Source organism: Mucilaginibacter sp. (assembly GCF_028288105.1).
Classification (GTDB): Bacteria; Bacteroidota; Bacteroidia; order Sphingobacteriales; family Sphingobacteriaceae; genus Mucilaginibacter.
The window spans coordinates 1-23,131 of record NZ_JAQBOI010000019.1; the positions used below are offsets into that span (position 1 = coordinate 1).

At 42.1% G+C, this 23,131-nt stretch carries 20 protein-coding genes; 9 read left to right on the forward strand and 11 right to left on the reverse strand.

Annotated elements, in window-relative coordinates:
• Positions 1–160: 160 nt before the first annotated feature.
• The 4 genes from lpxA to JWQ85_RS01070 form a co-directional block, all read right to left on the reverse strand.
• Positions 161–946: an acyl-ACP--UDP-N-acetylglucosamine O-acyltransferase gene (lpxA, locus tag JWQ85_RS01055; RefSeq protein ID WP_256540492.1), complete on the reverse strand. Its 786-nt coding sequence runs from the start codon at positions 944–946 to the stop codon at positions 161–163.
• 1 nt (position 947) lies between these two features.
• A complete protein-coding gene (locus tag JWQ85_RS01060; RefSeq protein WP_256540491.1) occupies positions 948–2,345 on the reverse strand; it encodes a bifunctional UDP-3-O-[3-hydroxymyristoyl] N-acetylglucosamine deacetylase/3-hydroxyacyl-ACP dehydratase in 1,398 nt (465 codons plus the stop codon).
• An 18-nt stretch (positions 2,346–2,363) separates the two neighbouring features.
• Positions 2,364–3,410, reverse strand: a complete 1,047-nt coding sequence (gene lpxD / locus JWQ85_RS01065) for a UDP-3-O-(3-hydroxymyristoyl)glucosamine N-acyltransferase (protein WP_299462610.1) — start codon at positions 3,408–3,410, stop codon at positions 2,364–2,366.
• Between the two features lie 116 nt (positions 3,411–3,526).
• On the reverse strand, positions 3,527–4,753 hold the full coding sequence (locus JWQ85_RS01070; RefSeq protein WP_299462613.1) for an HD domain-containing protein: 1,227 nt from the start codon (positions 4,751–4,753) through the stop codon (positions 3,527–3,529).
• A gap of 139 nt (positions 4,754–4,892) precedes the next feature.
• Here JWQ85_RS01070 and JWQ85_RS01075 point away from each other — a divergent pair, with 139 nt between their 5' ends.
• The 3 genes from JWQ85_RS01075 (at position 4,893) to JWQ85_RS01085 (ending at position 8,286) form a co-directional block, all read left to right on the forward strand.
• Entirely contained in the window at positions 4,893–6,446 is a 1,554-nt protein-coding gene (locus JWQ85_RS01075; RefSeq protein ID WP_299462616.1) for a bifunctional response regulator/alkaline phosphatase family protein, read from the forward strand.
• A gap of 143 nt (positions 6,447–6,589) precedes the next feature.
• A complete protein-coding gene (tsaE, locus tag JWQ85_RS01080) occupies positions 6,590–7,009 on the forward strand; it encodes a tRNA (adenosine(37)-N6)-threonylcarbamoyltransferase complex ATPase subunit type 1 TsaE (protein ID WP_299462619.1) in 420 nt (139 codons plus the stop codon).
• A gap of 50 nt (positions 7,010–7,059) precedes the next feature.
• A complete protein-coding gene (locus JWQ85_RS01085; protein ID WP_256540486.1) occupies positions 7,060–8,286 on the forward strand; it encodes an alanine dehydrogenase in 1,227 nt (408 codons plus the stop codon).
• Here the strand turns inward: JWQ85_RS01085 and JWQ85_RS01090 are convergent.
• On the reverse strand, positions 8,283–8,897 hold the full coding sequence (locus JWQ85_RS01090; RefSeq protein ID WP_299462623.1) for a histidine phosphatase family protein: 615 nt from the start codon (positions 8,895–8,897) through the stop codon (positions 8,283–8,285). The two genes, JWQ85_RS01085 and JWQ85_RS01090, sit on opposite strands and share 4 nt — an antisense overlap.
• A gap of 52 nt (positions 8,898–8,949) precedes the next feature.
• Here JWQ85_RS01090 and JWQ85_RS01095 point away from each other — a divergent pair, with 52 nt between their 5' ends.
• The 3 genes from JWQ85_RS01095 (at position 8,950) to JWQ85_RS01105 (ending at position 14,026) form a co-directional block, all read left to right on the forward strand.
• Positions 8,950–9,942, forward strand: coding sequence for a YihY/virulence factor BrkB family protein (locus tag JWQ85_RS01095; RefSeq protein WP_299462626.1), 993 nt, complete (start codon positions 8,950–8,952; stop codon positions 9,940–9,942).
• A 144-nt stretch (positions 9,943–10,086) separates the two neighbouring features.
• Complete coding sequence (locus tag JWQ85_RS01100) at positions 10,087–11,325, forward strand: aspartyl protease family protein (RefSeq protein ID WP_299462629.1); 1,239 nt, start codon at positions 10,087–10,089, stop codon at positions 11,323–11,325.
• A 91-nt stretch (positions 11,326–11,416) separates the two neighbouring features.
• The gene (locus JWQ85_RS01105; protein ID WP_299462632.1) at positions 11,417–14,026 is read left to right on the forward strand and encodes a zinc-dependent metalloprotease; all 2,610 of its coding nucleotides are present in this window, start codon (positions 11,417–11,419) and stop codon (positions 14,024–14,026) included.
• A gap of 94 nt (positions 14,027–14,120) precedes the next feature.
• Here the strand turns inward: JWQ85_RS01105 and JWQ85_RS01110 are convergent, their stop codons facing one another.
• The gene (locus tag JWQ85_RS01110) at positions 14,121–14,393 is read right to left on the reverse strand and encodes a hypothetical protein (protein WP_256540481.1); all 273 of its coding nucleotides are present in this window, start codon (positions 14,391–14,393) and stop codon (positions 14,121–14,123) included.
• A 204-nt stretch (positions 14,394–14,597) separates the two neighbouring features.
• On the opposite strand from JWQ85_RS01110, the gene JWQ85_RS01115 reads away from it, so the two are divergent.
• Positions 14,598–15,356: a hypothetical protein gene (locus tag JWQ85_RS01115; RefSeq protein ID WP_299462636.1), complete on the forward strand. Its 759-nt coding sequence runs from the start codon at positions 14,598–14,600 to the stop codon at positions 15,354–15,356.
• Positions 15,357–15,584: 228 nt separating this feature from the next.
• Positions 15,585–18,548 (forward strand): outer membrane beta-barrel protein, encoded by a 2,964-nt coding sequence (locus JWQ85_RS01120; RefSeq protein ID WP_299462639.1) that lies wholly within the window; start codon positions 15,585–15,587, stop codon positions 18,546–18,548.
• 64 nt (positions 18,549–18,612) lie between these two features.
• On the opposite strand, the gene JWQ85_RS01125 is transcribed toward JWQ85_RS01120, so the two are convergent.
• The 3 genes from JWQ85_RS01125 to JWQ85_RS01135 all read right to left on the reverse strand — a co-directional run bounded on the left by JWQ85_RS01125 (position 18,613) and on the right by JWQ85_RS01135 (position 21,174).
• On the reverse strand, positions 18,613–18,987 hold the full coding sequence (locus JWQ85_RS01125; RefSeq protein ID WP_299462643.1) for a response regulator: 375 nt from the start codon (positions 18,985–18,987) through the stop codon (positions 18,613–18,615).
• A 196-nt stretch (positions 18,988–19,183) separates the two neighbouring features.
• A complete protein-coding gene (locus tag JWQ85_RS01130; RefSeq protein ID WP_299462645.1) occupies positions 19,184–19,582 on the reverse strand; it encodes a hypothetical protein in 399 nt (132 codons plus the stop codon).
• Between the two features lie 50 nt (positions 19,583–19,632).
• Positions 19,633–21,174: a YifB family Mg chelatase-like AAA ATPase gene (locus tag JWQ85_RS01135; RefSeq protein ID WP_299462648.1), complete on the reverse strand. Its 1,542-nt coding sequence runs from the start codon at positions 21,172–21,174 to the stop codon at positions 19,633–19,635.
• Positions 21,175–21,555: 381 nt separating this feature from the next.
• Here JWQ85_RS01135 and JWQ85_RS01140 point away from each other — a divergent pair, with 381 nt between their 5' ends.
• Entirely contained in the window at positions 21,556–21,993 is a 438-nt protein-coding gene (locus JWQ85_RS01140) for a cupin domain-containing protein (protein ID WP_299462651.1), read from the forward strand.
• 67 nt (positions 21,994–22,060) lie between these two features.
• Here the strand turns inward: JWQ85_RS01140 and JWQ85_RS01145 are convergent, their stop codons facing one another.
• Positions 22,061–22,438, reverse strand: coding sequence for a hypothetical protein (locus tag JWQ85_RS01145; RefSeq protein ID WP_299462654.1), 378 nt, complete (start codon positions 22,436–22,438; stop codon positions 22,061–22,063).
• A 252-nt stretch (positions 22,439–22,690) separates the two neighbouring features.
• A partial coding sequence (locus tag JWQ85_RS01150) for a M1 family aminopeptidase (RefSeq protein ID WP_299462657.1) occupies positions 22,691–23,131 on the reverse strand: 441 nt, incomplete at its 5' end.

The following is a 23,131-nucleotide window of genomic DNA, read 5'->3' on the forward strand; positions in this document are numbered from 1 at the left end:
TCTATCCCCTTGAATATCCATTCACGGTTAAAACGACGGCCTATGTTTTGGAGAGTGATGTTCATTATTAGTAGGCAGGTATTAGTAGGCAGTTTGCAGGCGTAGTAGCGATTGGTTTATCTTTAACTGCAAACTGCCCACTAATACCTGCAAACTTTCTTTAAGAGCTTCCAAATCCCTTCATGATACCACGTTGCGAGTTCTGCACAAAATTGATGATCTCGTCGCGTTCAACAGTAGGGTTAAATTCGGCCTCGATAATATCAAGAGCCTTGGTCATGTTATATTTTTTCAGGAAGATGATCCGGTAGATCTCCTGGATCTCGTTAATGGTTTCGGCAGAAAACCCTCTGCGGCGCAAACCAACAGAGTTGATCCCGATATAAGATAAGGGCTCGCGACCAGCTTTAGTAAACGGAGGGACATCCTTACGTACCAATGACCCGCCGGATATCATGCTATGCGCGCCAATTTCAACAAACTGGTGTACGGCAGATGTACCGCCTATAAAAGCATAATCGTACACATTAATGTGGCCTGCAAGCTGCACCGCGTTTGCTATAATAACATTATCGCCAATAACACAATCGTGCGCAACGTGCACATAAGCCATTAGCAGGCAATTGCTACCTATAGTGGTGGTATTTTTATCAAGCGCGGTACCACGGTTAAGCGTTACACATTCGCGGATAACGGTATTATCGCCAATGGTTACGGTGCTTGGTTCGCCCTTGTATTTTAGATCTTGCGGTGGTGCAGATACTACAGCACCCGGGAAAATACGGCAGTTTTTACCAATACGGGCGCCATCCATAATAACGGAGTTTGAGCCAACCCAGGTACCTTCGCCAATTTCCACATCTTTATGTATGGTAACAAAGGGCTCAATAACCACGTTATCGGCAATTTTTGCCTGTGGGTGTATATATGCTAAGGGCTGTATCATATTATTTATATCTAACTATTTGTGCCATTAGCTCAGCCTCTACAACTATCTTTTCACCAACCATACCAATGCCTTTCATTTGTGCAATGCCACGGCGGATAGGTGCTATCAGGTCACAACGGAATATTAACGTATCACCCGGTAAAACCTTGTCCTTAAATCTCGCATTCTCGATTTTAAGGAAAAGCGTTAACCAGTTTTCGGGATCGGGTACGGTGTTTAATACCAATATACCACCGGTTTGCGCCATTGCTTCTATCTGTAAAACGCCCGGCATAACAGGCGCCCCCGGAAAATGACCTACAAAGAAAGGCTCATTCATGGTTACGGCCTTTAAGCCCACAACGTGTGTTTTGGTCAACTCTAATATTTTATCAACGAGTAACATTGGCGGGCGGTGCGGCAATATGTTCATGATCTGAACAGTATCGTACACCGGTGTCATGTTAGGGTCGTAAACCTTTACATGTTTGCGGCTGCGTTCTTTTTTTATCAATGTTTTTATTTTTTTGGCGAATGCAACGTTTGCCGCATGGCCCGGCCTTGCAGCCATAATATGCCCTTTCAACGGAACACCTACCAATGCCAGGTCACCAATCATATCCAGCAGTTTGTGGCGTGCAGGCTCGTTTTGGTGGCGAAGCTCAATATTATTCAAGATCCCCTGCGGGGCAACATTTATATCCTTACGGTTAAATATTTTTGCAAGGTGGGCAAGCTCTTCGTCGTCAACTTCTTTATCAACAACCACAATGGCGTTGTTAAGATCGCCGCCTTTTATCAGGTCGTGCTTAACCAGCATTTCCAGCTCATGCAAAAAGCAGAAGGTACGGCTGGATGCAATTTCTTTTTTAAACTCGGCCAGGCTTGATATGGTTGCATGCTGACTGCCCAAAACCTGCGAGTTATAATCAACCATACAAGTAAAGCGGTAATCACCATCTAAAGGCATAGCCACCATGTCAACCTTACGGTCGGGCTCCGAATAGTGGATGTTATACGGGATATGATAATATTCCCTGTCTGCTTCCTGCTCCTGAAAGCCGGCTTCTTCAATAGCATTTATAAATTGTATCGAGCTGCCATCCATGATAGGTGTTTCGGGCCCATCCATATCAATCAGCACATTATCTATCTCCAAACCAACTAAAGCGGCAAGCACGTGTTCAACTGTGCTTACGCTGGCGCCGTTTTGGGTAAGGGTTGTTCCCCTTGATGTATCAGTAACATTATCAACATCGGCATCAATAATTGGCTGGCCGGGCAAATCTATCCGGCGAAATTTATAGCCGTGTTTTTCTGGTGCCGGGTTAAAGGTCATGGTAACGCTTTCGCCGGTGTGCAGGCCAGTGCCCGAAACCGAAACAGGCTCTTTAATAGTTCTTTGTTTTACATTCATAACTGTATCGGCAAATATTTAGCCGTCGCTGTTTTTTCTTAGTTCTGTAATTATCTTTTCCAGTTCGTTAACTCTTTTTTCCAGTTCGGGCAATCTGCTTACTACCACGTTCGAACGCATATCGGCTGTGTAACCAATAGCCGGCGAACCTGCCCATTTTTTACCCTCTTCGGTAATGTTACGGCTAACGCCCGATTGCGCTTGCACCTGTGTACCTTTTGCAATAGTAATATGGCCAACCACACCAACCTGCCCGCCAAGCATTACATTTTCGCCAAGCTTAGTACTGCCCGCTATACCTGTTTGCGCGGCTATCACCGTATTTTGCCCAAGCTCAACATTATGGGCTATTTGCACCAGGTTATCCAGCTTTGCGCCTTTGCGGATATAGGTTGACCCCATTGTTGCCCTGTCTATTGTTGTATTAGCACCCACTTCAACGTTATCTTCAATAACAACGTTGCCTATTTGTGCTACCTTACTATAAGTACCATTGGCATTTGGTGCAAAGCCGAAGCCATCGCTACCAATTATAGCGCCCGAATGTATAACAACATCGTTGCCAATTATACAGTCAAAGTACACTTTAACACCAGGAAACAAAGTTACATTATTACCCAATTTTACATTATCGGCAATATAACAGCCGGGATAAATTTTGCAGTTATCGCCCATTACAACATCCTGGCTAATATACGTGAAGGCCCCTATGTAAGGTTCTTCACCTATTTTGGCAGATGAATGTATAAAGCTTGGCTGCTCTATACCCGATTTATTCAGCTTAATGGTATTGTATTTTTCGAGCAATAAGGAGAAAGCGCCGTAGGCATTCTCGACCCGTATAAGCGTAGTATTTACCGGTGCGGTTAATTCCTGGCTATTGTTCACTATTACAACCGATGCATTGGTTGTATACAAGTATGGCTCATATTTAGGGTTAGCTAAAAATGATAACGAACCAGTGTTGCCTTCTTCTATTTTGGCCAGGTGGTTAACCGCAACAAGCGGATCGCCTTCAACTGTTCCATTTAGCATAAAGGCTATATCCTTTGCGGTAAATTGCATCGTACAAATTTAAATGTTAAAACCATAGCAACAAATTATTAATAAATGGGTACAAACTGCCGCTCATAAGTAGGTTATGTTAATTATTCATCAACTAACCATTCACCACTCACCACTTATAACAGGTCTTTGGCATAACAAAGTATATATTTTTTTACAGTTTTTGATAATGCCTCCAGGTTTGAATTATCGCTGGCCAGCGTAATATCTTTAATACTGCCGTCTTTCATCAATATATGAATGTTACCATCGCCTTTATTATAGGCGTTATTGCGTATGGTATCCGTAAATACATAGTACGAAGCCTCATGTTCGCTAATGTTGTACTTTTTAACCGCGTTGGCTGTCAATTGTTTAACAAAATTTTCGTCGGGCTTCTCGGCAGTAATATCTACGTGGTATAGCCGGCGGTTTATCAGGTTATGGCAAAGGGTGGCCAATACATCATCATCACTATCGGCCCATATTTTTACAGCAGCCATTACATCGGTGTCATCCAGCAGGGCAAAGGTTTTTAAATGCGCGTCACCGCTCATAAATTCCTCTTTGGTAATAACGTTCTTTAAAAAATAGTTTAAAGCGGGAGTTAATGGGAAGTGTGTTCCCTGCAAAGCCAGTTCGCGGCTGCGCAAAAATATTTTGCAAAGCACCTGCTCGGCGGCTATAACGGTTTTGTGCAGATATACCTGCCAATACATCAGCCTGCGGGCGATCAGAAATTTTTCTATCGAGTAAATCCCTTTTTCTTCAACCGTAATACTGTCATCCTTTATGTTCAGCATTTTAATGATGCGGTCAGAACTTATAACACCTTCAGATACACCCGTAAAATAACTATCCCGGTTCAGGTAATCCATCCTGTCCATATCCAACTGACTGGATACCAGTTGATGCAAAAAGTGTTTTGGATGGTCGCCTTTAAATATGCTGATGGCCAATGTTAGCTTACCGCCAAACTCCTCGTTCAGCTTATTCATCAGCAGTATAGAAATATCTTCGTGGCTAATTTCTTCCACAATGGTATGCTCCAAAGCATGCGAGAAGGGCCCGTGGCCAATATCGTGCAGTAAAATGGCTATAGTAAGGCCTTCTTTTTCTTCGGCAGAGATATCTACCCCTTTATTGCAAAGCGTTTCAATAGCCAGGCTCATCAGGTGCATCGCACCTAAGGCATGATGGAAACGGGTATGCAGCGCACCTGGGTAAACCAGATGTGTCATCCCCAGTTGTTTAATATAGCGTAAGCGCTGAAAGTAAGGATGATCTATCAGGTCATATACCAACTCGGTTGGTATGCTGATAAACCCGTAAACCGGGTCGTTTATAATTTTCTTTTTGTTCAAGGTAGCTGTTAAGAATACAAAAGTGTTGAATTATGACAAAACAAGCACGGTCTATTTGTTAATTAATGTTAATCCTTTGCATATTTTTACAACAAAATGCCCCACCTAAAGGTTATAGGTGGGTAAAAATAAAGATATTATGCAGGATACCACAATATTATGGGCCGATGACGAAATTGATCTGCTGAGACCACACGTACTTTTTCTAACTGAAAAGGGCTATAAAGTAACAACCGTTACCAACGGTAACGATGCTGTTGAAGAATTTAAGAAGCAATACTTCGATCTGGTTTTCCTGGATGAAAACATGCCGGGGCTTACCGGGCTGGAAACACTGCAGCAAATAAAAAATATAAATAACGATGTCCCGATAGTACTTATCACCAAAAACGAGGAGGAGTATTTAATGGAGGATGCCATTGGTTCAAAAATTGATGACTATCTGATAAAGCCGGTACACCCCAAGCAAATTTTGCTTACCATTAAAAAACTTACAGAGAATAAAAAACTGGTGGGTGCTAAAACAACCATGGCCTACCAGCAGGATTTTCGCAGCCTGGGCATGACCCTTAACGATAACCTAAGCTACCAGGAATGGGTTGATGTTTACAAAAAACTAATATACTGGGAGCTGGAGCTGGAGACTTTGGAAGATGCCGGCATGCACGAAATACTAACCCTACAAAAAGCCGAGGCCAACGTACAGTTCTGCAAGTTTGTTGAACGTAATTATCTAAGCTGGATAAAAGACCCCGAGAACGGGCCAACCATTTCCACGCAATTATTTAAAAAGAAGCTGTTCCCTAAGCTGGACGGTAAAGGGCCGGTTTTTTTTATATTAATAGACAATTTGCGCTATGATCAGTTCAAGATCATCAATCCTATCATATCAGAATACTTTAGGTTAGAGGAAGAGGATACTTATTACAGCATCCTGCCAACGGCTACACAATATGCCCGTAACTCCATATTTTCGGGCCTGATGCCTTTAGAGATGGAAACCCGTTACCCGCAAATGTGGCAAAACGACGAGGACGAAGGCGGTAAGAACCTTTATGAAGCTGATTTTGTTGCCGATCAGTTAAAAAGGACCTTACGCAGAGATGTAAAGCACTCGTACCATAAAATATTAAATATTGATGAGGGCCGCGCGTTAAATGAATCGGTTAATAACCTGATGAATAACGAGCTGAACGTGGTGGTGTACAATTTTGTTGATATGCTGAGCCATGCCCGTACCGATATGCAAATGATACGCGAACTGGCCAGTGATGATGCGGCTTACCGCTCATTAACCCTATCATGGTTTGAGCACTCGCCTTTATTTGATCTGTTGAAGTTTCTGGCTTCGAAACAGGTAAGGGTTATCATCACAACAGACCACGGTACTATTCGCGTTAAAAACCCAAGCAAAATAATTGGCGACCGCAACACAAATACCAACCTGCGTTATAAGCAAGGTAAAAACCTTAACTATAATGCCAAAGAGGTATTCCACATACGCAACCCGCACGATGCCATGCTGCCTAAGCTTCACGTAAGCTCCAGCTTTGTATTTGCCAAGGGTGACAGCTATTTTGTGTACCCAAACAACTACAACCATTTTGTGAATTTTTATAACGAGACTTTCCAGCACGGCGGTATCTCATTAGAAGAAATGATTATCCCGATAGTTACCTACGGGCCTAAATAAATTTTTATTTTTGAAGCAGAAATAATAACCCCGTCATTGCGAGGTACGAAGCAATCTCTTTGAGCAAATCCACCATGCAAGGTGTACAACTATCCTAAAGAGATTGCTTCGTACCTCGCAATAACGTTCTAAGTAAAAGACCATTGGACTTACACACCACATCCACAGCAGATCTGCCAAAAACGGCGAACCAGATCCTAAACTTTGCCGGTAATAGCCGAATTTTTCTTTTTTATGGCGATATGGGGGCGGGCAAAACCACCCTTATTAAATCGCTGTGCGAAAAATTGGGAGTTAGTGACTCCGTAACCAGCCCTACTTTTTCCATCGTAAATGAATATAAAGGGACTGACAGCCCGGTATATCATTTCGATTTTTACAGGTTAAAAGATCAAAACGAGGCACTGGATATGGGTTATGAAGAATACTTTTACTCGGGCAATTACTGTTTTATAGAGTGGCCGGAAAAGATCGCCAATTTGATCCCGGATAGCTTTACCGGTGTGCGCATCCATGTTTTAGATGCCAATTCCAGGCAAATAACAGTTGAAAACATTTCATAATAATCAAACTTATTTTTTTCTTATCTTCATCAGCCGGAAAAACAACGATCATGAGTACAGGGAAATACAGCGGGTTCTCAAATATTGCCAGGCAGGCAATGATGCAACCCCAAGAGTCGATGCTTGAAGTTAAGAGTAAAAAGAATAAGCTTTATATTGGCATCCCCAAGGAGGTTTCTTTCCAGGAAAACCGCATCCCGCTTACCCCTCTATCGGTAGCACTGCTTATAAATAATGGCCACGAGATAATGCTGGAAAGCAATGCCGGCCAGGCCGCCAACTTCTCTGATAATAATTACAGCGAACAAGGAGCCCAAATAGTTTACGATACCAAAAAAGTTTACGAAGCCGATATCATTATCAAAATAGCGCCACCTACTATGGAGGAGATAGAGATGATGAAACCCGGCCAGTTGCTCATTTCTGCGCTGCAGTTATCTACCTTAAAAGCCGAATGCCTGCATGCGCTTATCAAAAAGAAAATAACAGCCCTTTGCTTTGAGCACCTCGAAGACGAGGGAGGGTCGCTCACCGTTGTGCGCGCCATGAGCGAAATTGTAGGTGCTACATCAGTACTTATAGCGGCCGAGTACCTGAGTAATATTTTTGAAGGCAAGGGCCTTATGCTGGGTGGAATAACAGGTGTGCCACCAACAGAGATTGTAATAATAGGCGCAGGTACCGTTGGCGAATATGCTGCCCGCACCGCCATATCACTTGGCGCCGAGGTTAAAGTATTCGACCCATCTATTTACAAACTGCGCCGTTTGCAAAATAATATAGGCACCAGAATTTTCACTTCGGTAGTGCAGCCAATTGTGCTGGAAAAAGCCATAACATCATGCGATGTTGCCATTGGTGCCATTCGTGCTGATGACGGCCGAAGCCCATGCATCGTATCCGAGGCTACGGTAAGTAAAATGAAACCAAACTCAGTTATTATTGATGTAAGTATTGACCAGGGAGGGTGTTTCGAAACATCAGAAGTCACCAACCACACACACCCCGTTTTCCGTAAATATGATGTAATACATTATTGCGTACCCAACATTGCATCGCGCGTGGCGCGTACAGCAACTTATGCGCTTACCAATATATTCGCGCCTATTTTACTGGACATTGGCGAACAGGGTAGTTTAAAGAATGTAATATGGCAAAAGGCCGGTATCCGCAATGCCGTGTACATTTACCAGGGGCACCTAACCAACAAGTATATGGGCGAACGCTTCTCTATCCCAAGCAAAGACCTTGACCTGCTGGTGGTATCTAACCATTAATAATTGGTGAACGGCCTTACTGTTTCCGGGTGGTTTATTTCCGGCTGATACTTTTCGGGTATCTCGTTGGTGTGGTGCTTATCGCCATAGTAATCAATAGCAAGCTCTACCTTACCATTATCTTTTACCGTTACTCTAAACAGCATATCGTAATCCCCTTCATCAAGCGCGGTAAAAGGCATTTCGGCACCAAAGGCATCCAACAACACCATTATGGTGTTAGAGTGCCCAACAATTAAAACGTTATCCCCTTTAAAATTCTTTAAAACAGTTTTGGCAAACTTTTTTAGTACGGCGGTGTCGGTATCATAAACCCTCGGCAAAACTTTTACTTTATAAGCCAACGGCCTTGCAGTAAGCCCGGTACGTTTATACTTGGTAACATATATGGCCTTTATGTGTTCGCGCTTTAACTCTTTAGCCAGTGCTTCGGCACGCTTTTGCCCCGCGGCACTTAAGACCGGTTCATCATCTTTCGCCATTGGGGTTGCTTTTTCGGCATGGCGTACTATCCAAATGTTCGTTTTTTGAGCCGAGGCATTAAAATTGCTTAGTAACAAACAAATAAACAATAACTTAAAAAAGTTAGCGGGCATCATTACAATTTTCATAAAATGGTGTTATCTGTTTTAATGGGTCTAACAAATATATTCGATTTTTGATATGAAATTTTTTAGCAAGGAATATTTAAAACAGCTATGGAAGGTTCTAATGGCCACCTTCAGCGGTTTTTCAAGTGATAATGGTTTAAAGTTTAGCGCGTCATTAGCTTATTATACGGTTTTTTCGCTGGCCCCTTTGCTAATACTTATCATATCCCTAACCGGTTTTTTCTTTGGCCCGGATGCCGCAACCGGCCGCCTTTACCCCCAAATTGAGCACTATGTAGGCGCAAAAGCCGCTTTACAAATACAGGAAATGCTTAAAGGGCTGGAATTTTCCGGTAAAACAGGCATCGCTGTTATTATATCGGTTATTACTTTATTAATTGGTGCCAGCAGTATTTTCCTGGAGATACAAGATTCGTTAAACACTATTTGGCGGGTAAAAGCTAAACCCAAAAAAGGATGGGTAAAAATGCTGCAAAACAGGTTTTTGTCGTTCTCGCTTATTATTAGCTTAGGCTTCTTGCTTATAGCATCTCTCGTGGTTAATATTGCAATAGCGGCATTAAGCAGTCAAATAATTCGCTTTCTGCCCAGTGTAACCAAATATCTTATACAGGGGATAAACTTGTTTGTATCGTTCGTGGTGATTTCTGTACTTTTTGGCATCATATTCAAATTTTTGCCGGATGTTAAAATTAAATGGAAGGATGTGCGCTCTGGTGCTATGTTCACCGCCATTTTATTTATGATTGGCCAGTATATTATAAGTTTATATATACAATATACCGCACAGGGCTCCACTTATGGGGCGGCAGGGTCGCTTATTGTAATTTTGGTGTGGATCTATTATACATCGGCTATATTGTATATTGGCGCCGAGTTTACCCAGGTTTATGCCGAAGCAATTGGCAGCCGTATTGAACCTGCCGAGTATGCGGTACACATACAACAAACCGAAGTTGAAAGAACAGTAGATAAACTGCCACCTCAAAACCCCGATTTACAGGGCAATCTTAAATGCGAGGATAAAAAAGACAAAAAAGAGTGACCTTGTTTCTTATCATACTTAGTTCCCTATGAACTGTATTTGATCTGTTAAATAATACGACCTGGCAGCAAAGGCAGCATCTGTGTAAACTATTCTGTTATTTTATAAAATAATAACGTAGATTTAGCTTCCAATTCAAACCAGGTGTTAGCCGGTCTATACAAATATTTAAAGTTTAAACACATATGGCTCGCTGCCATATTCAATTGCCTCCTCGTATCGGCAAACGCACAATCATTTGAGGTTGATAGCGGCCGTAAAAATGTAGATATCCCTTTCAAGCTTATCCGAAATATGGTGGTGGTTAAACTCCACATCAACAATAAAGGGCCTTTCAATTTTATTTTAGATACCGGGGTTGGGCTCATGATAATTACCGAGCCTAAACTTGTAGACTCCATAAACATTACATCTAAGCGCACAATCAAACTTTCGGGGCTTGGCGAAGGTGATGCCTATGAGGCTTATGTTACCCCCCCTTTAAATGTTCAGATACCCGGTTTAAGAAGCGAAAATGTATCAGCAGCAATATTAAAAACCGATTATTTTAACCTATCCGGCTACATTGGCTTACCAATACATGGGCTTTTAGGGTATGAGTTTTTTAGCGCGCTGGGGGTTAAAATAAATTTTAGCGATACTACAATGACCGTTTGCCGCCCCAAAGACATTAAACCTTTTAGAAAAAGCCAAAAGGTGCCTATAACAATTGAGGATAAAAAACCATATCTAACAACTACAATTACTTTTCCCGATGGCAGTAAAGTACCAAATAAGCTTATCATTGACCTTGGCGCCGGGCATCCCTTATCGCTCGAAAATATGCTGCAAAAACATGGGCTGCCTAAAAAATCTGTTCCGGCAAATTTAGGGGTGGCACTTAACGGGCCTATAACGGGTTATTTAAGCCGGGTTAAGGAAATTGACGTTGGCAATTATAAAATAAAGAATGTTATTACGTCGTTCCCGGATAAAGATTATGTACAAAGAACTTATAGTGTCCCACGCGATGGCAACATAGGTACTGGAATACTAAAAAAATTTAACCTGATATTCGATTATTCCAATGGCCTGCTTTATTTAAAATCCAACGAAAAGTTTAAAACGCCGTTTGAACATGACATGAGCGGTATAGAATATTATTTAGCCGGAGATAATTTTTCACATTTAATAGTTGGCCGCGTTGCACCGGGTTCGCCTGCTGATGATATTGGGCTGATTAAGGATGATGAAATAACATCCATTAATTTTAAACCCGTATCAAAAATGACTACCGAAGAAATTGACGCGTTCTTTAAAACAACCGAACGCAGCCTGCTGCTTGAGGTATACCACGATAAAAGATACGACAGGGTTGTTATAACATTAAAGCACCGCATATAGTTTAAACCCTACGCGTAACGAACTTGTTGCGTTAGTATTCTACTAATTTTTTTCTATATTTTTATACCTAACTAATTTTTTTAAACAAATAATGAACAGATCTTTACGGGTTAATACATACCTGGCCGTTGCAATTTTAGGTTTAGCAACCATTGCAAGTTCTTGCGCCACAAAAAAACAAGCAGACCGTGTTGTTACGCTAAAAACCACGGCTTCCCCCGGCGGCTCTACCGCTACCGCCACAATAGGTACAGGTAAAAAAGAGGGCATTAAAAAATTCAGCGATCTAATTGGAAAAGTTAAAGCTGATACCGGGCTTTTTAACACTTACAAGGTTGATGGCAAGTACTATTTTGAAATACCAGATAGCCTTATCAACCGGGAAATGCTGGTAGTTACCCGTTTTGTAAAAACACCAACAGGCTTAAAATCCTTCGGCCAGCAATACGGTGGCGAAGAAGTTAACAACCAGGTTTGGAAATGGGAAAAGCATGATAAACAAGTTTTTGTTCGCGTACCAAGCTACTCGGTAAGAGCAGATAGCACCAGCGACATGTATCAATCGGTTAAAAACTCAAACCTTGACGCCGTACTGGCCTCATTTGATATAAAAGCATACAACAAAGATACTACAGGCGTTTTAATTGATGTTTCCGATTTATACAACGGTGATATTGCTGCCATAGGCTTGCCTGATAATATCAAGAAACTTTATAAAATAAGCGGAGTTGATAACACAAGGTCATACATCGATACTATAAAAAGCTTCCCTATCAACATAGAGACGCATACTTTAAAAACATACCGTGCAGTAGAATCACCAACAGATAACTCTAACGGCGCTTTAACTTTTGAGTTAAATACCTCAATGGTGTTATTGCCAAAAACGCCAATGAAAGCACGTTTGAATGACGATCGCGTAGGCTTTTTCGGTCAAAGGCAAACTGACTATGGTACCGATGCTCAAAAAGCCGAGGCCACCGCGTATATTCATCGTTGGAAACTGGAACCTAAAGACGAAGCCGCTTATTCACGTGGCGAACTGGTTGAACCCAAAAAACAAATTGTTTACTACATAGACCCCGCTACACCAAAAAAATGGGTGCCCTATTTAATTGCCGGTATAAACGATTGGAACAAAGCTTTTGAAGCGGCCGGTTTTAAAAATGCTATTGCGGGTAAAGAAGCCCCAACCAAAAAGCAAGACCCGGAGTTTAGTACCGAAGATGCGCGTTACAGTGTTATAAGGTATTTTGCATCTGATGTACAAAATGCTTACGGCCCGCATATATCAGACCCACGCAGCGGCGAAATATTAGAAAGCCATGTTGGCTGGTACCATAATGTGATGAGCCTTTTACGCAACTGGTATTTCATACAAACGGCTGCCGTTAACCCAGGCGTACGCGCAGCTAAATTTACCGATACGCAAATGGGCGAATTGATCCGTTTTGTATCATCACATGAAATTGGCCATACATTAGGCCTGCCACATAACTTTGGTTCAAGCTACGCCTACCCGGTAGATTCGTTACGTTCAAAATCATTCACCGATAAGCATGGCACAGCGCCATCCATTATGGATTATGCCCGCTTTAACTATATAGCACAGCCGGGTGATGGTGTAACCCACCTTTACCCGCAAATTGGCGAGTACGACCTTTGGGCCGTAAAATGGGGCTACAGCCATTTCCCGGGTAAGAAAACACCTACCCAGGAAAAAGAAGTATTGGATGTTTGGACTAAAGAAAAAGCCGGCAACCCGCTTTATTATTATGGCAGGCAGGGTACTTCTATCGACCCGCGTTTACAGAACGAGGATTTAGGCGATAACGCCATGAAAGCAAGTACATATGGTATTGCCAACCTGAAAAGGATATTACCCAACATCGAAAAATGGACTTTCCAGAAGGGTGAGGACTATGATGATGTGCAAACCTTGTATAACGAGGTTATAGGCCAGTTTAACCGCTACATTGGCCACGTTACCATGAACGTTGGCGGCATGAACGAAAACTTTAAAACCTACGACCAAAGCGGCCCTGTTTATGGCTTTGTTAACAAAAGCCTGCAACACGATGCACTTGTATTTTTAAATCAACAAGTTTTTACCACACCAACCTGGCTTATAAATAACGAAGAATTAAGCAAGTTTGATAACGGTGTTATTATTGGCCGCATTAAAGCCTTACAGGTAAATGCCGTTGCCAATGTGCTTAATGCATCGCGTATGGCTCGTATGTTTGATAATCAATCAAAAAATGGGGCTAAGGCCTATACTGTTGCAGATATGTTTAATGATCTGCGTTCGGGTATATTTGCAAACAGTACGCCCGATGAATATAAACGCAATTTACAGCGTGGTTATATTGATAACTTAAAAAGCCTGTTAAATGAAGATGCAAGCAGGAGCTTCCCGGGCGCAACATCAGCACAGTTGGCCAGCATTGGCTTAACACCAATTAACATTGCTTTATCAGATATAAGGCCAATGGTACGTGCCGAATTAGCTAAAATAAGCGCAAGCCTGCCAAAAGGCGGCGATGCTTTAATATCAGCACATTATACCGATCTGCGTTTGCGCATTAAGGAAGCATTATATCCAACCCGCCCTATCGTTAGTATTGCAGGCGCTGCTCCGGGCCGCTTAAGTGACGATGTTACACCAGCGGATAACGGCTGCTGGCCACAAACCAAATAAAAAATAAGGTTCATCAAAAAAGCCCCCGTTAGTTAACGGGAGCTTTTTAATTATATCACTTTTTTAGAGGGCCGCAGATTACGGACAGCGATAATTATTTTAGTTGGCTAATATTTTCAAAAAAAGCGGCCTGCAAGTCTAACAATGTTTTAACGCTTACCTTTTCACCATAGGTATCAAAACAAAGAAATTTTGCTTTTGCAGGATCATTATCTTTCCATTTTTCAAAAAAATTAAAGGTTTCAAAAAAATAATGGTTAGTGGTTACCTTACTTTTTCCACTTGTTTGTGATGCATTAAGCCTGAAGCCAATAGCATCCATCCACTTATGCACTTTTGCGTGCAAAGATCCTCTAAAATTATCCATAGGGTAAATGTTTTTAATGTGTAACGAAAAAAATATCGCAAAGGTTTCGCAGAGCAAATAAAGTTTTAAACAAAAGTGGATAGCGGTTGTGGATATCCTATAGCATTTTATGGGTTTTTTTGAAATAAAAAATTTCCACATAAATTAATTATGAAACCAAATATTAATAACTCCGTACAAGTCTCTATCACTCACAAAATTTATATGAAAAAAAACAGACTTTTTTTAACTACTATAGCACTTAGCCTTTTAAGTGTGGGAGCATGTAAAAAATCTACAACACCCGGCCCACAAGGGGTACAGGGCGAAAAAGGGGTTACCGGCGCAACGGGGGCAACAGGAGCTGCCGGCCCACAGGGAGCTACAGGACCAGCAGGACCTGCAGGGGGCGGCCCACAAGGCGAAACAGGAGCAACGGGGCCAACAGGCCCGGCCGGCCCACAAGGAGCAAACGGGCAAACTGGTGCTACAGGACCTGCCGGAGCAACGGGCCCTGCCGGACCACAAGGAGCAACCGGGCAAACTGGTGCTACAGGCCCACAAGGACCACAAGGACCACAAGGCCCTGCAGGTCAAAACGGCCAGGATGGCCAGGATGGCAGTGCCAATGTTGAAAGTTTCCTGCTGTTAAATAAAAGTGTAACATTAACAGGTTTAACCAGGCTTTCTATTCCTGCAATTACTCAAGATGTTGTTGATCAGGGGCTGGTGCTTGTTTACTTCAGGGTAACGGGTTCTGGTAGCGGTTATTATGCACTGCCATACAGCGAAAACGATCGCGCTCTTAGCGTATCAAACTTTGGCGTTGGCTATTTAGATATCAAAGCTAACTTTACAGCCAGCGGTTTAGATTTTAGGGTTGTGGTAATAAAAGGGACATCAATTACTACACTATCATTTACACACCCGGGATTAAACGTGAGAAATTTTAATCAGGTAGCTTCTACTTTCAGGTTAAATTAATGTAATTATAGCTGTACATAAATGTATACAGCAATTTTTTAAAGTTTGTACAAAAGCCTCGCTATGCGGGGCTTTTGTGTTGTAGTGTAACAATCCTATTATTTGCTTATTAAAATATGTAACAATGCTATGATTATTAAATATTTAAAACTAATAAAGTGAACATTTGCACAATAAATGTGTCTGAAGCAGGGGTGTTGTAATACCCCATTTGTTTTTTAAATAATTATGAAATACCTCTATTTAATATTAGCACTTGTTTGCTTAAATATCACAAAGTCGAATGCGCAAACAGCCAGGCAAATAAGTGGCAGTATCGTCGACTCTACTAAATTATCGCTTCCGGGTAGTAACATTAAGCTACGTACCGAGCTTGGCGACAGTACTATTACCATTGCAGATGTTGATGGTAAATTTTCTTTCCCATCGGTAAAGGGGAATAAAATAACATTGATCATAAGCTCTATCGGTTACCAGGGGCTTATTAAACATTACACCCTCCCTGTAGATGGTAAAGCAGTTGCGCTTGACCCAATAGTTCTAAAATCTGCCACAAGGCAATTGGGGGCGGTTAATATTGTGGGGGTTAACCCGGTAGTGTTTAAAGAAGACACCGTACAATACAGCGTTGCGGCCTATAAAGTGCGTGAGAACGCCCCTATTGAGGACGTGTTGAAAAAGATACCCGGCGTTGATGTTGATAAAGACGGTAACGTATCATCGCAAGGCAAGCAAATTACCAAGGTGCGTGTAAATGGTAAGGACTTTTTTGGCGGCGACGTACAAAGTGCAACTAAAAACCTGCCTGCCGATGTGATAGAAAGTGTACAGATAGTTGACGATTATGGCGACCAGGCAAACCTTACCGGCGTAAAAACCGGCGAGCCCAACAAAATATTGAACTTCACCATCCGTAAGGATAAAAATTACGGGTACTTTGGCCAGGCAACAGCCGGCGATGGCTCTGATATACTTCCTAAAGCTCCCGGTGTAACCAACGAGAACCGTTACATAGGCCTGGTAAACTTTTTCAAATTTAAGGGCGATCAGCAGATCTCCGTTTTAGGCAACCTTAACAACACCAACGTTAATACATTTAGCTATGGCACCCCAACGGGCGGCGCTGCAGGTGGGGGTGGTTTTGGTGGCGGTGGCGGCGGTGGTGGCCGGGGTAACGCCCTGCGCGGCGGCTCTACCGGCTCTACTACCAATGCAAATGGTATAACCAATGCACGTTCTATCGGTTTAAACTTCAGGGACCAATGGGGCAAAAATTTAGCTGTTTATGGTAGCTATAGTTTTAGCCATAATTCTACCTTCACTAACTCAAACACCGAGCAGATCAACAATTCAAGAAACCCAAGCACAAGTAACCAACTAAGCCAGGAAACCAACACCCCAACCAACCACAGGTTTAATTTTAACCTGGAGTGGAAACCCGATACGCTAAACTATTTAAAAGTAACACCAACATTTACCTACAATGGTACAGATGTTACCAGCTTTGACGATGTTACTTCAATCAGAAGAGATACCGTTACCAAAACAGATGTTACCAACTTAAAATATACATCAAACTCAATAAGTAATTCAACATCGCCAAACTATGGCGTTACCGGCTTCTTTAATCACCGTTTTAAAGGCAGCAGACGAAACCTAAACATTGGGTTTAGTGCAAACTCAGGTAAAACCTCGTCTTTTGACAATCCTATTTATACCTTCACAGCTGGTTCGCAAACAGCACCCAAAAACCAGGTTATTTATACTGATAGCCGGACAAATACTTATGGTGTAAACTTCTCGTACCAGGAGCCTTTGGGTAAAGTATCGTTCCTGGAGCTTAATTATGCTTTAAACCACAGTTTCACATCAAGCGATAAAGAAACAGATACCCTTTATACTCCGTCGCCCGATTTATATCACAAGTACGATCTTTTGAGCAACAACTATAATTATACCTTTACTACTAACCGTTTTGGGCTTAACTACCGTATAGTTGAGAAGAAGTATAATTTAACCCTGGGTATTGGCGGCCAGCCATCAAAGCTTGATGGTATCAATCTGATGAACAATGTATCTACAAGCGTATCTACCTTTAACATCATTCCGGCGGCAAGCTTTAACTACAATTTCAACAGAAGCCAGTCATTACGCTTTAACTATAATGGCAGCAGTAACCAGCCTGCATTTAACCAGCTACAGCCTGTTATAGATTTTTCTAACGCGTTATACCCAGTACAGGGTAACCCTAATTTGAACCCGGAGTTCACTAACAACATATCATTACGTTATAACGCGTTTAGCTTTCAAACGGGCAATATCTTCCTTGTTGGTTTGAATTACACGCAAACTGATCACAAGATAGTACAGAATATAGTTAGCTATGACCCTAAATTTACCGCAGCAACTTTAGCGGCAGATCCATCTTTAAAGAACCTGCAAAACACCACATTAGTAAAGTATTTAAATTCGGACGGGTACTACTCAGCCGGCGCAAACTTCCTTTACTCAAAACCATGGAGCGAGCGTAAATACACCTTAATATTTGGCGGCCAGTTTAACTATACCAACAATATCGGTTTCTCGCAAAGTGTCGATTCATTGAACAACATTACACCTATCGAGAAAAACATTGCTAAAACTTTAACCTTTGCGCCACAATTGCGTTTCCGTATGAATGTTACCGATATAATAGATGCAGAGTTATTCTCAAGGTTTTCGCTTAATAAAACCAACAACTCTTTAAACACACCGCAAACCAATCAAAACACCAATGTCCGCGCGCTTGATCTGGGTATAAACGGTAAAAACTACGTTTGGAAAGACTGGACATTAAGCTACGATTACACCAAAACATTAAACTATGGTTACTCAAGCAGCATAGGGATTAAAAACCCTAACATATTTAACACTTATGTAGAGCGCCGCTTCTTAAAAGATCATCGTGGCACCCTGCGTTTTGCAGCATACGATTTATTTAACGAAAACACCGGCTTCTCTACCGTTACTAATGGCAGTACCGTTACGCAAACAAACGTAAACAGGCTTGGCCGTTATTACTTATTAAGCTTTACCTTCCGCCTTCAAAAATTCTCAGGCAAGGCTCCGGCATCAAATCCTGAAAGGGGCATGAGAGATGGCGGCGGCCGTGGAGAACGTCCACCCGGCGGTGGTGGTGGCGGCGCATTCTAAAATAGATATAAAACAAAGACCCATCTGCAAATTGCAGATGGGTCTTTTTATGTATAATAATGTTTTAATTATGGATAAGTACCGCGTTAATAACCCGCTCCAGTTCTTCCAGATCGAAAGGTTTGGCAAGATAGGATTCAGCACCGGCATGGTCGGCAAGTAATTGTATATCACTATTCGCCGAAAAATATATTACCGGGATGTTTTTTAACGCTTCTTCTTTTTTAAGGGTTTGCGTAGCAATAATGCCACCTGCATCGGGTATCCAATTATCCATTAGTATCACGTCAGGAGATATCCCGGCAACTTTTTCAGTAATATCATTACAATCGGTAAAGGTGTGAACCTCCCATCCTTGTTCTTCTAAAATATAACTACAGATAGACAGAATGTCCTCATCATCATCAAAAATGATGATCTTTTTTGTTTTATCGCTCATGGGTAATGTAGATGGGTGAAGCTATCAATAAGTTTTAAAAAAAGCAAATTTTTTAATTAGGGGTATAAAGTGTAAGGGTACGTTTACCAATTTTGTAGGACGAAACTTATATATCGTTAAATGCATGCATGAATTTGGGTAGGAGTTACGCTCACACGTCTGCTGGCTTGGCGCCCGGGCTGATTATTCACTACAATCAAAAATGCAAATTGTCCGAGATTTTGCCCTCCTGATTAATAATTGACACAATTCGTTTTTCTCTAAGTAGCTGCGCTCCCCCAAACGCTACTATTGCTACAGCAAAGATCCATTCGTTATAAATTACGGTCCAATATACAAATGGGCTACTTCCCAATATCCATTCACTAATTAGTTTAACACGCAGATATTTAGCGTTTTGTCTCAAAAGAATAATGTCCAGAAAAAGCATAATAATCATGAAACCCGCAAAAAACATTGCCCCATAAAAAAGGACCAGTATTGCCCCTCCTACAACCCCACGTACAAGCGTACCCGGCAAATCGGAAACACTATTCATTTGAAAAAATGAATTAATAATACACCACAAGTAAGTGGCAACAGCAATAACTGCCATATTTATCCAGTTTGTGGAGATAATTTTAAGTTTGGTTTTAATAGCACTCATCACCCAGCCCAGCCCTCTCTATCCAAACTCCTGAAATGTATGGCTTCGGCTAAATGCTCTAACATGATCTCCTCGCTACCGGCCAGATCGGCAATGGTGCGGGCAACTTTCAGGATCCGGTCATATGCACGGGCAGATAGGCCCAACTTTTCCATCGCCTTTTTTAACAGGGCCTGGCCGGCGGCAGTTATTTTACAAATATCCCTTACCATTTGCGGGCTCATCTGCGCATTGGCATGCAGATCTGGCCGTTCCCCAAAACGTTCTATTTGTATCTCGCGGGCTTTTATTACCCTGTCGCGGATGAACTCGCTTTTTTCGGCCAATCGTTCAGATGACAGCTCATTAAAGTTAACCGGCGTAACTTCCACATGCAGGTCTATACGATCTAACAATGGGCCCGATATTTTGCTTAAATATTTTTGCACCGTCCCCGACGGGCAAATACATTCCTTTTCGGGGTGGTTATAATAACCGCAAGGGCAGGGGTTCATACTGGCAATAAGCATAAAGCTGCTGGGGTAATCAACCGTAAACTTAGCGCGCGATATAGTAACCTTGCGTTCTTCCAGCGGTTGGCGCATTACCTCAAGGGCGCTGCGTTTAAATTCCGGTAATTCATCTAAAAACAAAACACCGTTATGTGCCAGCGAAATCTCGCCCGGTTGTGGGTTACTGCCGCCACCAACCAAAGCCACATCGCTAATAGTATGGTGTGGCGATCTAAATGGCCGGGTAGTAACCAGCGCATCTGCAGCAGATAACTTCCCGGCTACCGAATGGATCTTGGTGGTCTCTAATGATTCGTACAAACTCAATGGCGGCAATATGGATGGCAGCCTGCGGGCCAGCATGGTTTTGCCCGCCCCGGGTGGGCCTATCAATATTACATTATGCCCGCCTGCGGCGGCTATCTCTAAAGCACGTTTAATATTTTCCTGTCCGCGCACCTCGCTAAAGTCGCTGTCATATGCGGTAAGGCTGTTATAGAACTCGTCGCGTGTATTCACTACTTCAGGCTCCAGGCTGGTATCGCCATTAAAAAAATCGGCAACCTGTTTTATATTCTCAACCCCATAAACTTCCAGGTTATCTACAATGGCAGCTTCGCGTGCGTTTTGTTTGGGTAGGATGAATCCTTTGTAACCCTCTTTGCGTGCTTGAATAGCGATAGGCAAAGCTCCCTTAATAGGTTGCAACCCGCCATCAAGCGATAGTTCACCCATGATGAGGTATTTCTCTAAGTCCTCCGATTGGATCTGTCCCGATGCTGAAAGTATCGCAACGGCAATTGTTAAATCGTACGCAGAACCCTCTTTACGGATATCTGCAGGTGCCATATTTACTACAATACGCTGCCTTGGCATACGGTAACCGTTTGTTTGCAAGGCCGTTTCTACCCGCTGCATGGATTCGCGTACAGCATTATCCGGCAGGCCAACAATAAAATAAGCCAGTTTACCTCCGCTTATATTCACTTCAACTGTAATGGTAATAGCCTCTATACCATAAACCGCACTTCCAAAGGTCTTAACTAACACATGATAGGTTTTTGTTATGCGAAAGATATAGAATTTATTTGATGGGCGGAATTGTTAAATATAGTTACCCTGTTTTGTATTTACTTAGTCTATTAGGGCATTGCCTGCGGCCGGGCTCATTCGCTTATACGCGCACAGGCATTAGGCTCAGGCCGGTATCTGCTACTATCCCTAATGCAGTATGCTTTTCCACACACGGCACGCATGCGGCGGCAATACATTAAAATCATCGATCAATCAACACCAAATTTATAGGCTCAGCTGCTCCTAACTATCTCTGCATAAGAGCACATTAGCCGTTTAAACACGCAACATTTTCTTAGTGTATCTGTAACACTCAACGGCAAACCGCCGTCATAGTATTACCCAAATGTTAACACAATGGCATCTACCATAAACTTTACAGAATCGGCTCAAAATATAGAAATGATGGGGATACGCATGAGCGTTATCCTTAGTACTAAATGCAGCGGCGGCAAATTAACCATTACCGAACAGGAAGTTGGTGTTGGTGTAAGCTCGCCCGCTCACACTTGCAACCGCGAAGACAAGATAATTTTAGTTACTAATGGCAAGTTCCTGCTTTTTGCCGATGGTGAAAAATACGAAGCCGAAGCGGGTGCCAGTATTTTTATTCCGTGCGGAACGTTACACAGCTTTACAAACGAGGGTACGCAAACCGGCAAATTGCTGGTAACGCTAACACCGGGTGGCCACAATGACCCTTTGAAAAACCGGAGCCGGACAGTAAAAATGTTAGGGAAAGACCCTGCCTTTATGCATAACGTCGCCAAAAAACATGATGTGGTGATGGAGTGAATTACAACTACTACCAACAAAAAACCCGCGCTATAAATAGCGCGGGTTTTTTGTTCTACATTATATTTTATCTAATAAAGCACAGGCCACAGGCAAATAATACATTTACCAGCAACACTACCGAAAACAGGTTTTTATTATGTACGCTTATGGTAGCCAGGCGGGCGTTCAATTGTTTAAACATGCGGTTATTTAACAGGATAAAGTGATTTATCAACAAGAAAAACACTGCCCCAAACAAAATAACCACGTATGCCGACATATCAAGCTTTAGCCATTGTGCCTTAACCATTAGCTTTGTAAGTAGCATGGCATTTGTTAACACCACAACCAGTAAAAAGCTTACGTTAAACAACGATTTAAACTGAGGCAATTTGCCCTGACCGAAATTTTTGAAGCTCCACCTGTAAAACGTTACATAAATGGATTGATAGGCTTTTGTCATGGTGTTAATAATTAAGTGAACAGATTGGGTTAATTATACAATAGTTTATATTGGGGTTATTGTATGGTTCAATTATACGAAAAACATTTTAAAAAGATATATTGTTTTGAATTATTTAAATTATCAAAATTATATATAGGTAAAAACAAAATTACCGGAACTAAATTACAGTTTCTGATCGCCCTGAATCTACCAAGTGTTGCACACTAACGTGTTTGACTCCCTACCATTCCAAAGGTTTAATTACCCAGCTTATTCCACAAAAGTGGCCAAAAGGTTAACATTCGGATCTATTTTTATCTCGGGCTTTGCCGACGCTGCCGGGACATTAAATGTTGTAGCTAAAGCTTTAACATCCCACTTATACAATTTACCATCTACCGAGCACTCAAACGCAAACTGATAAGGTTTTTCCTGTAGCTGATTTATGTGTATGGCAACAGTTTTACCGGCTGGGTTATAATCCCAGGTTATTTTTAATTGCGGGTGCCCGGCTGTACGCAGCCATTGATCGAAGAATTGTTTCAAGTTTGACCCGCTGGCTTTTTCCATTACTACACGCAGGACATCGGTGTTGGCATTGCTGCCGTTGTATTGTTTATAATAATTAGCAACACCCTTCCAAAATGCTTCATCGCCAATTTTACGGCGCAGCATATGCAATACCCAACCACCTTTTTGGTACGCGTTGGC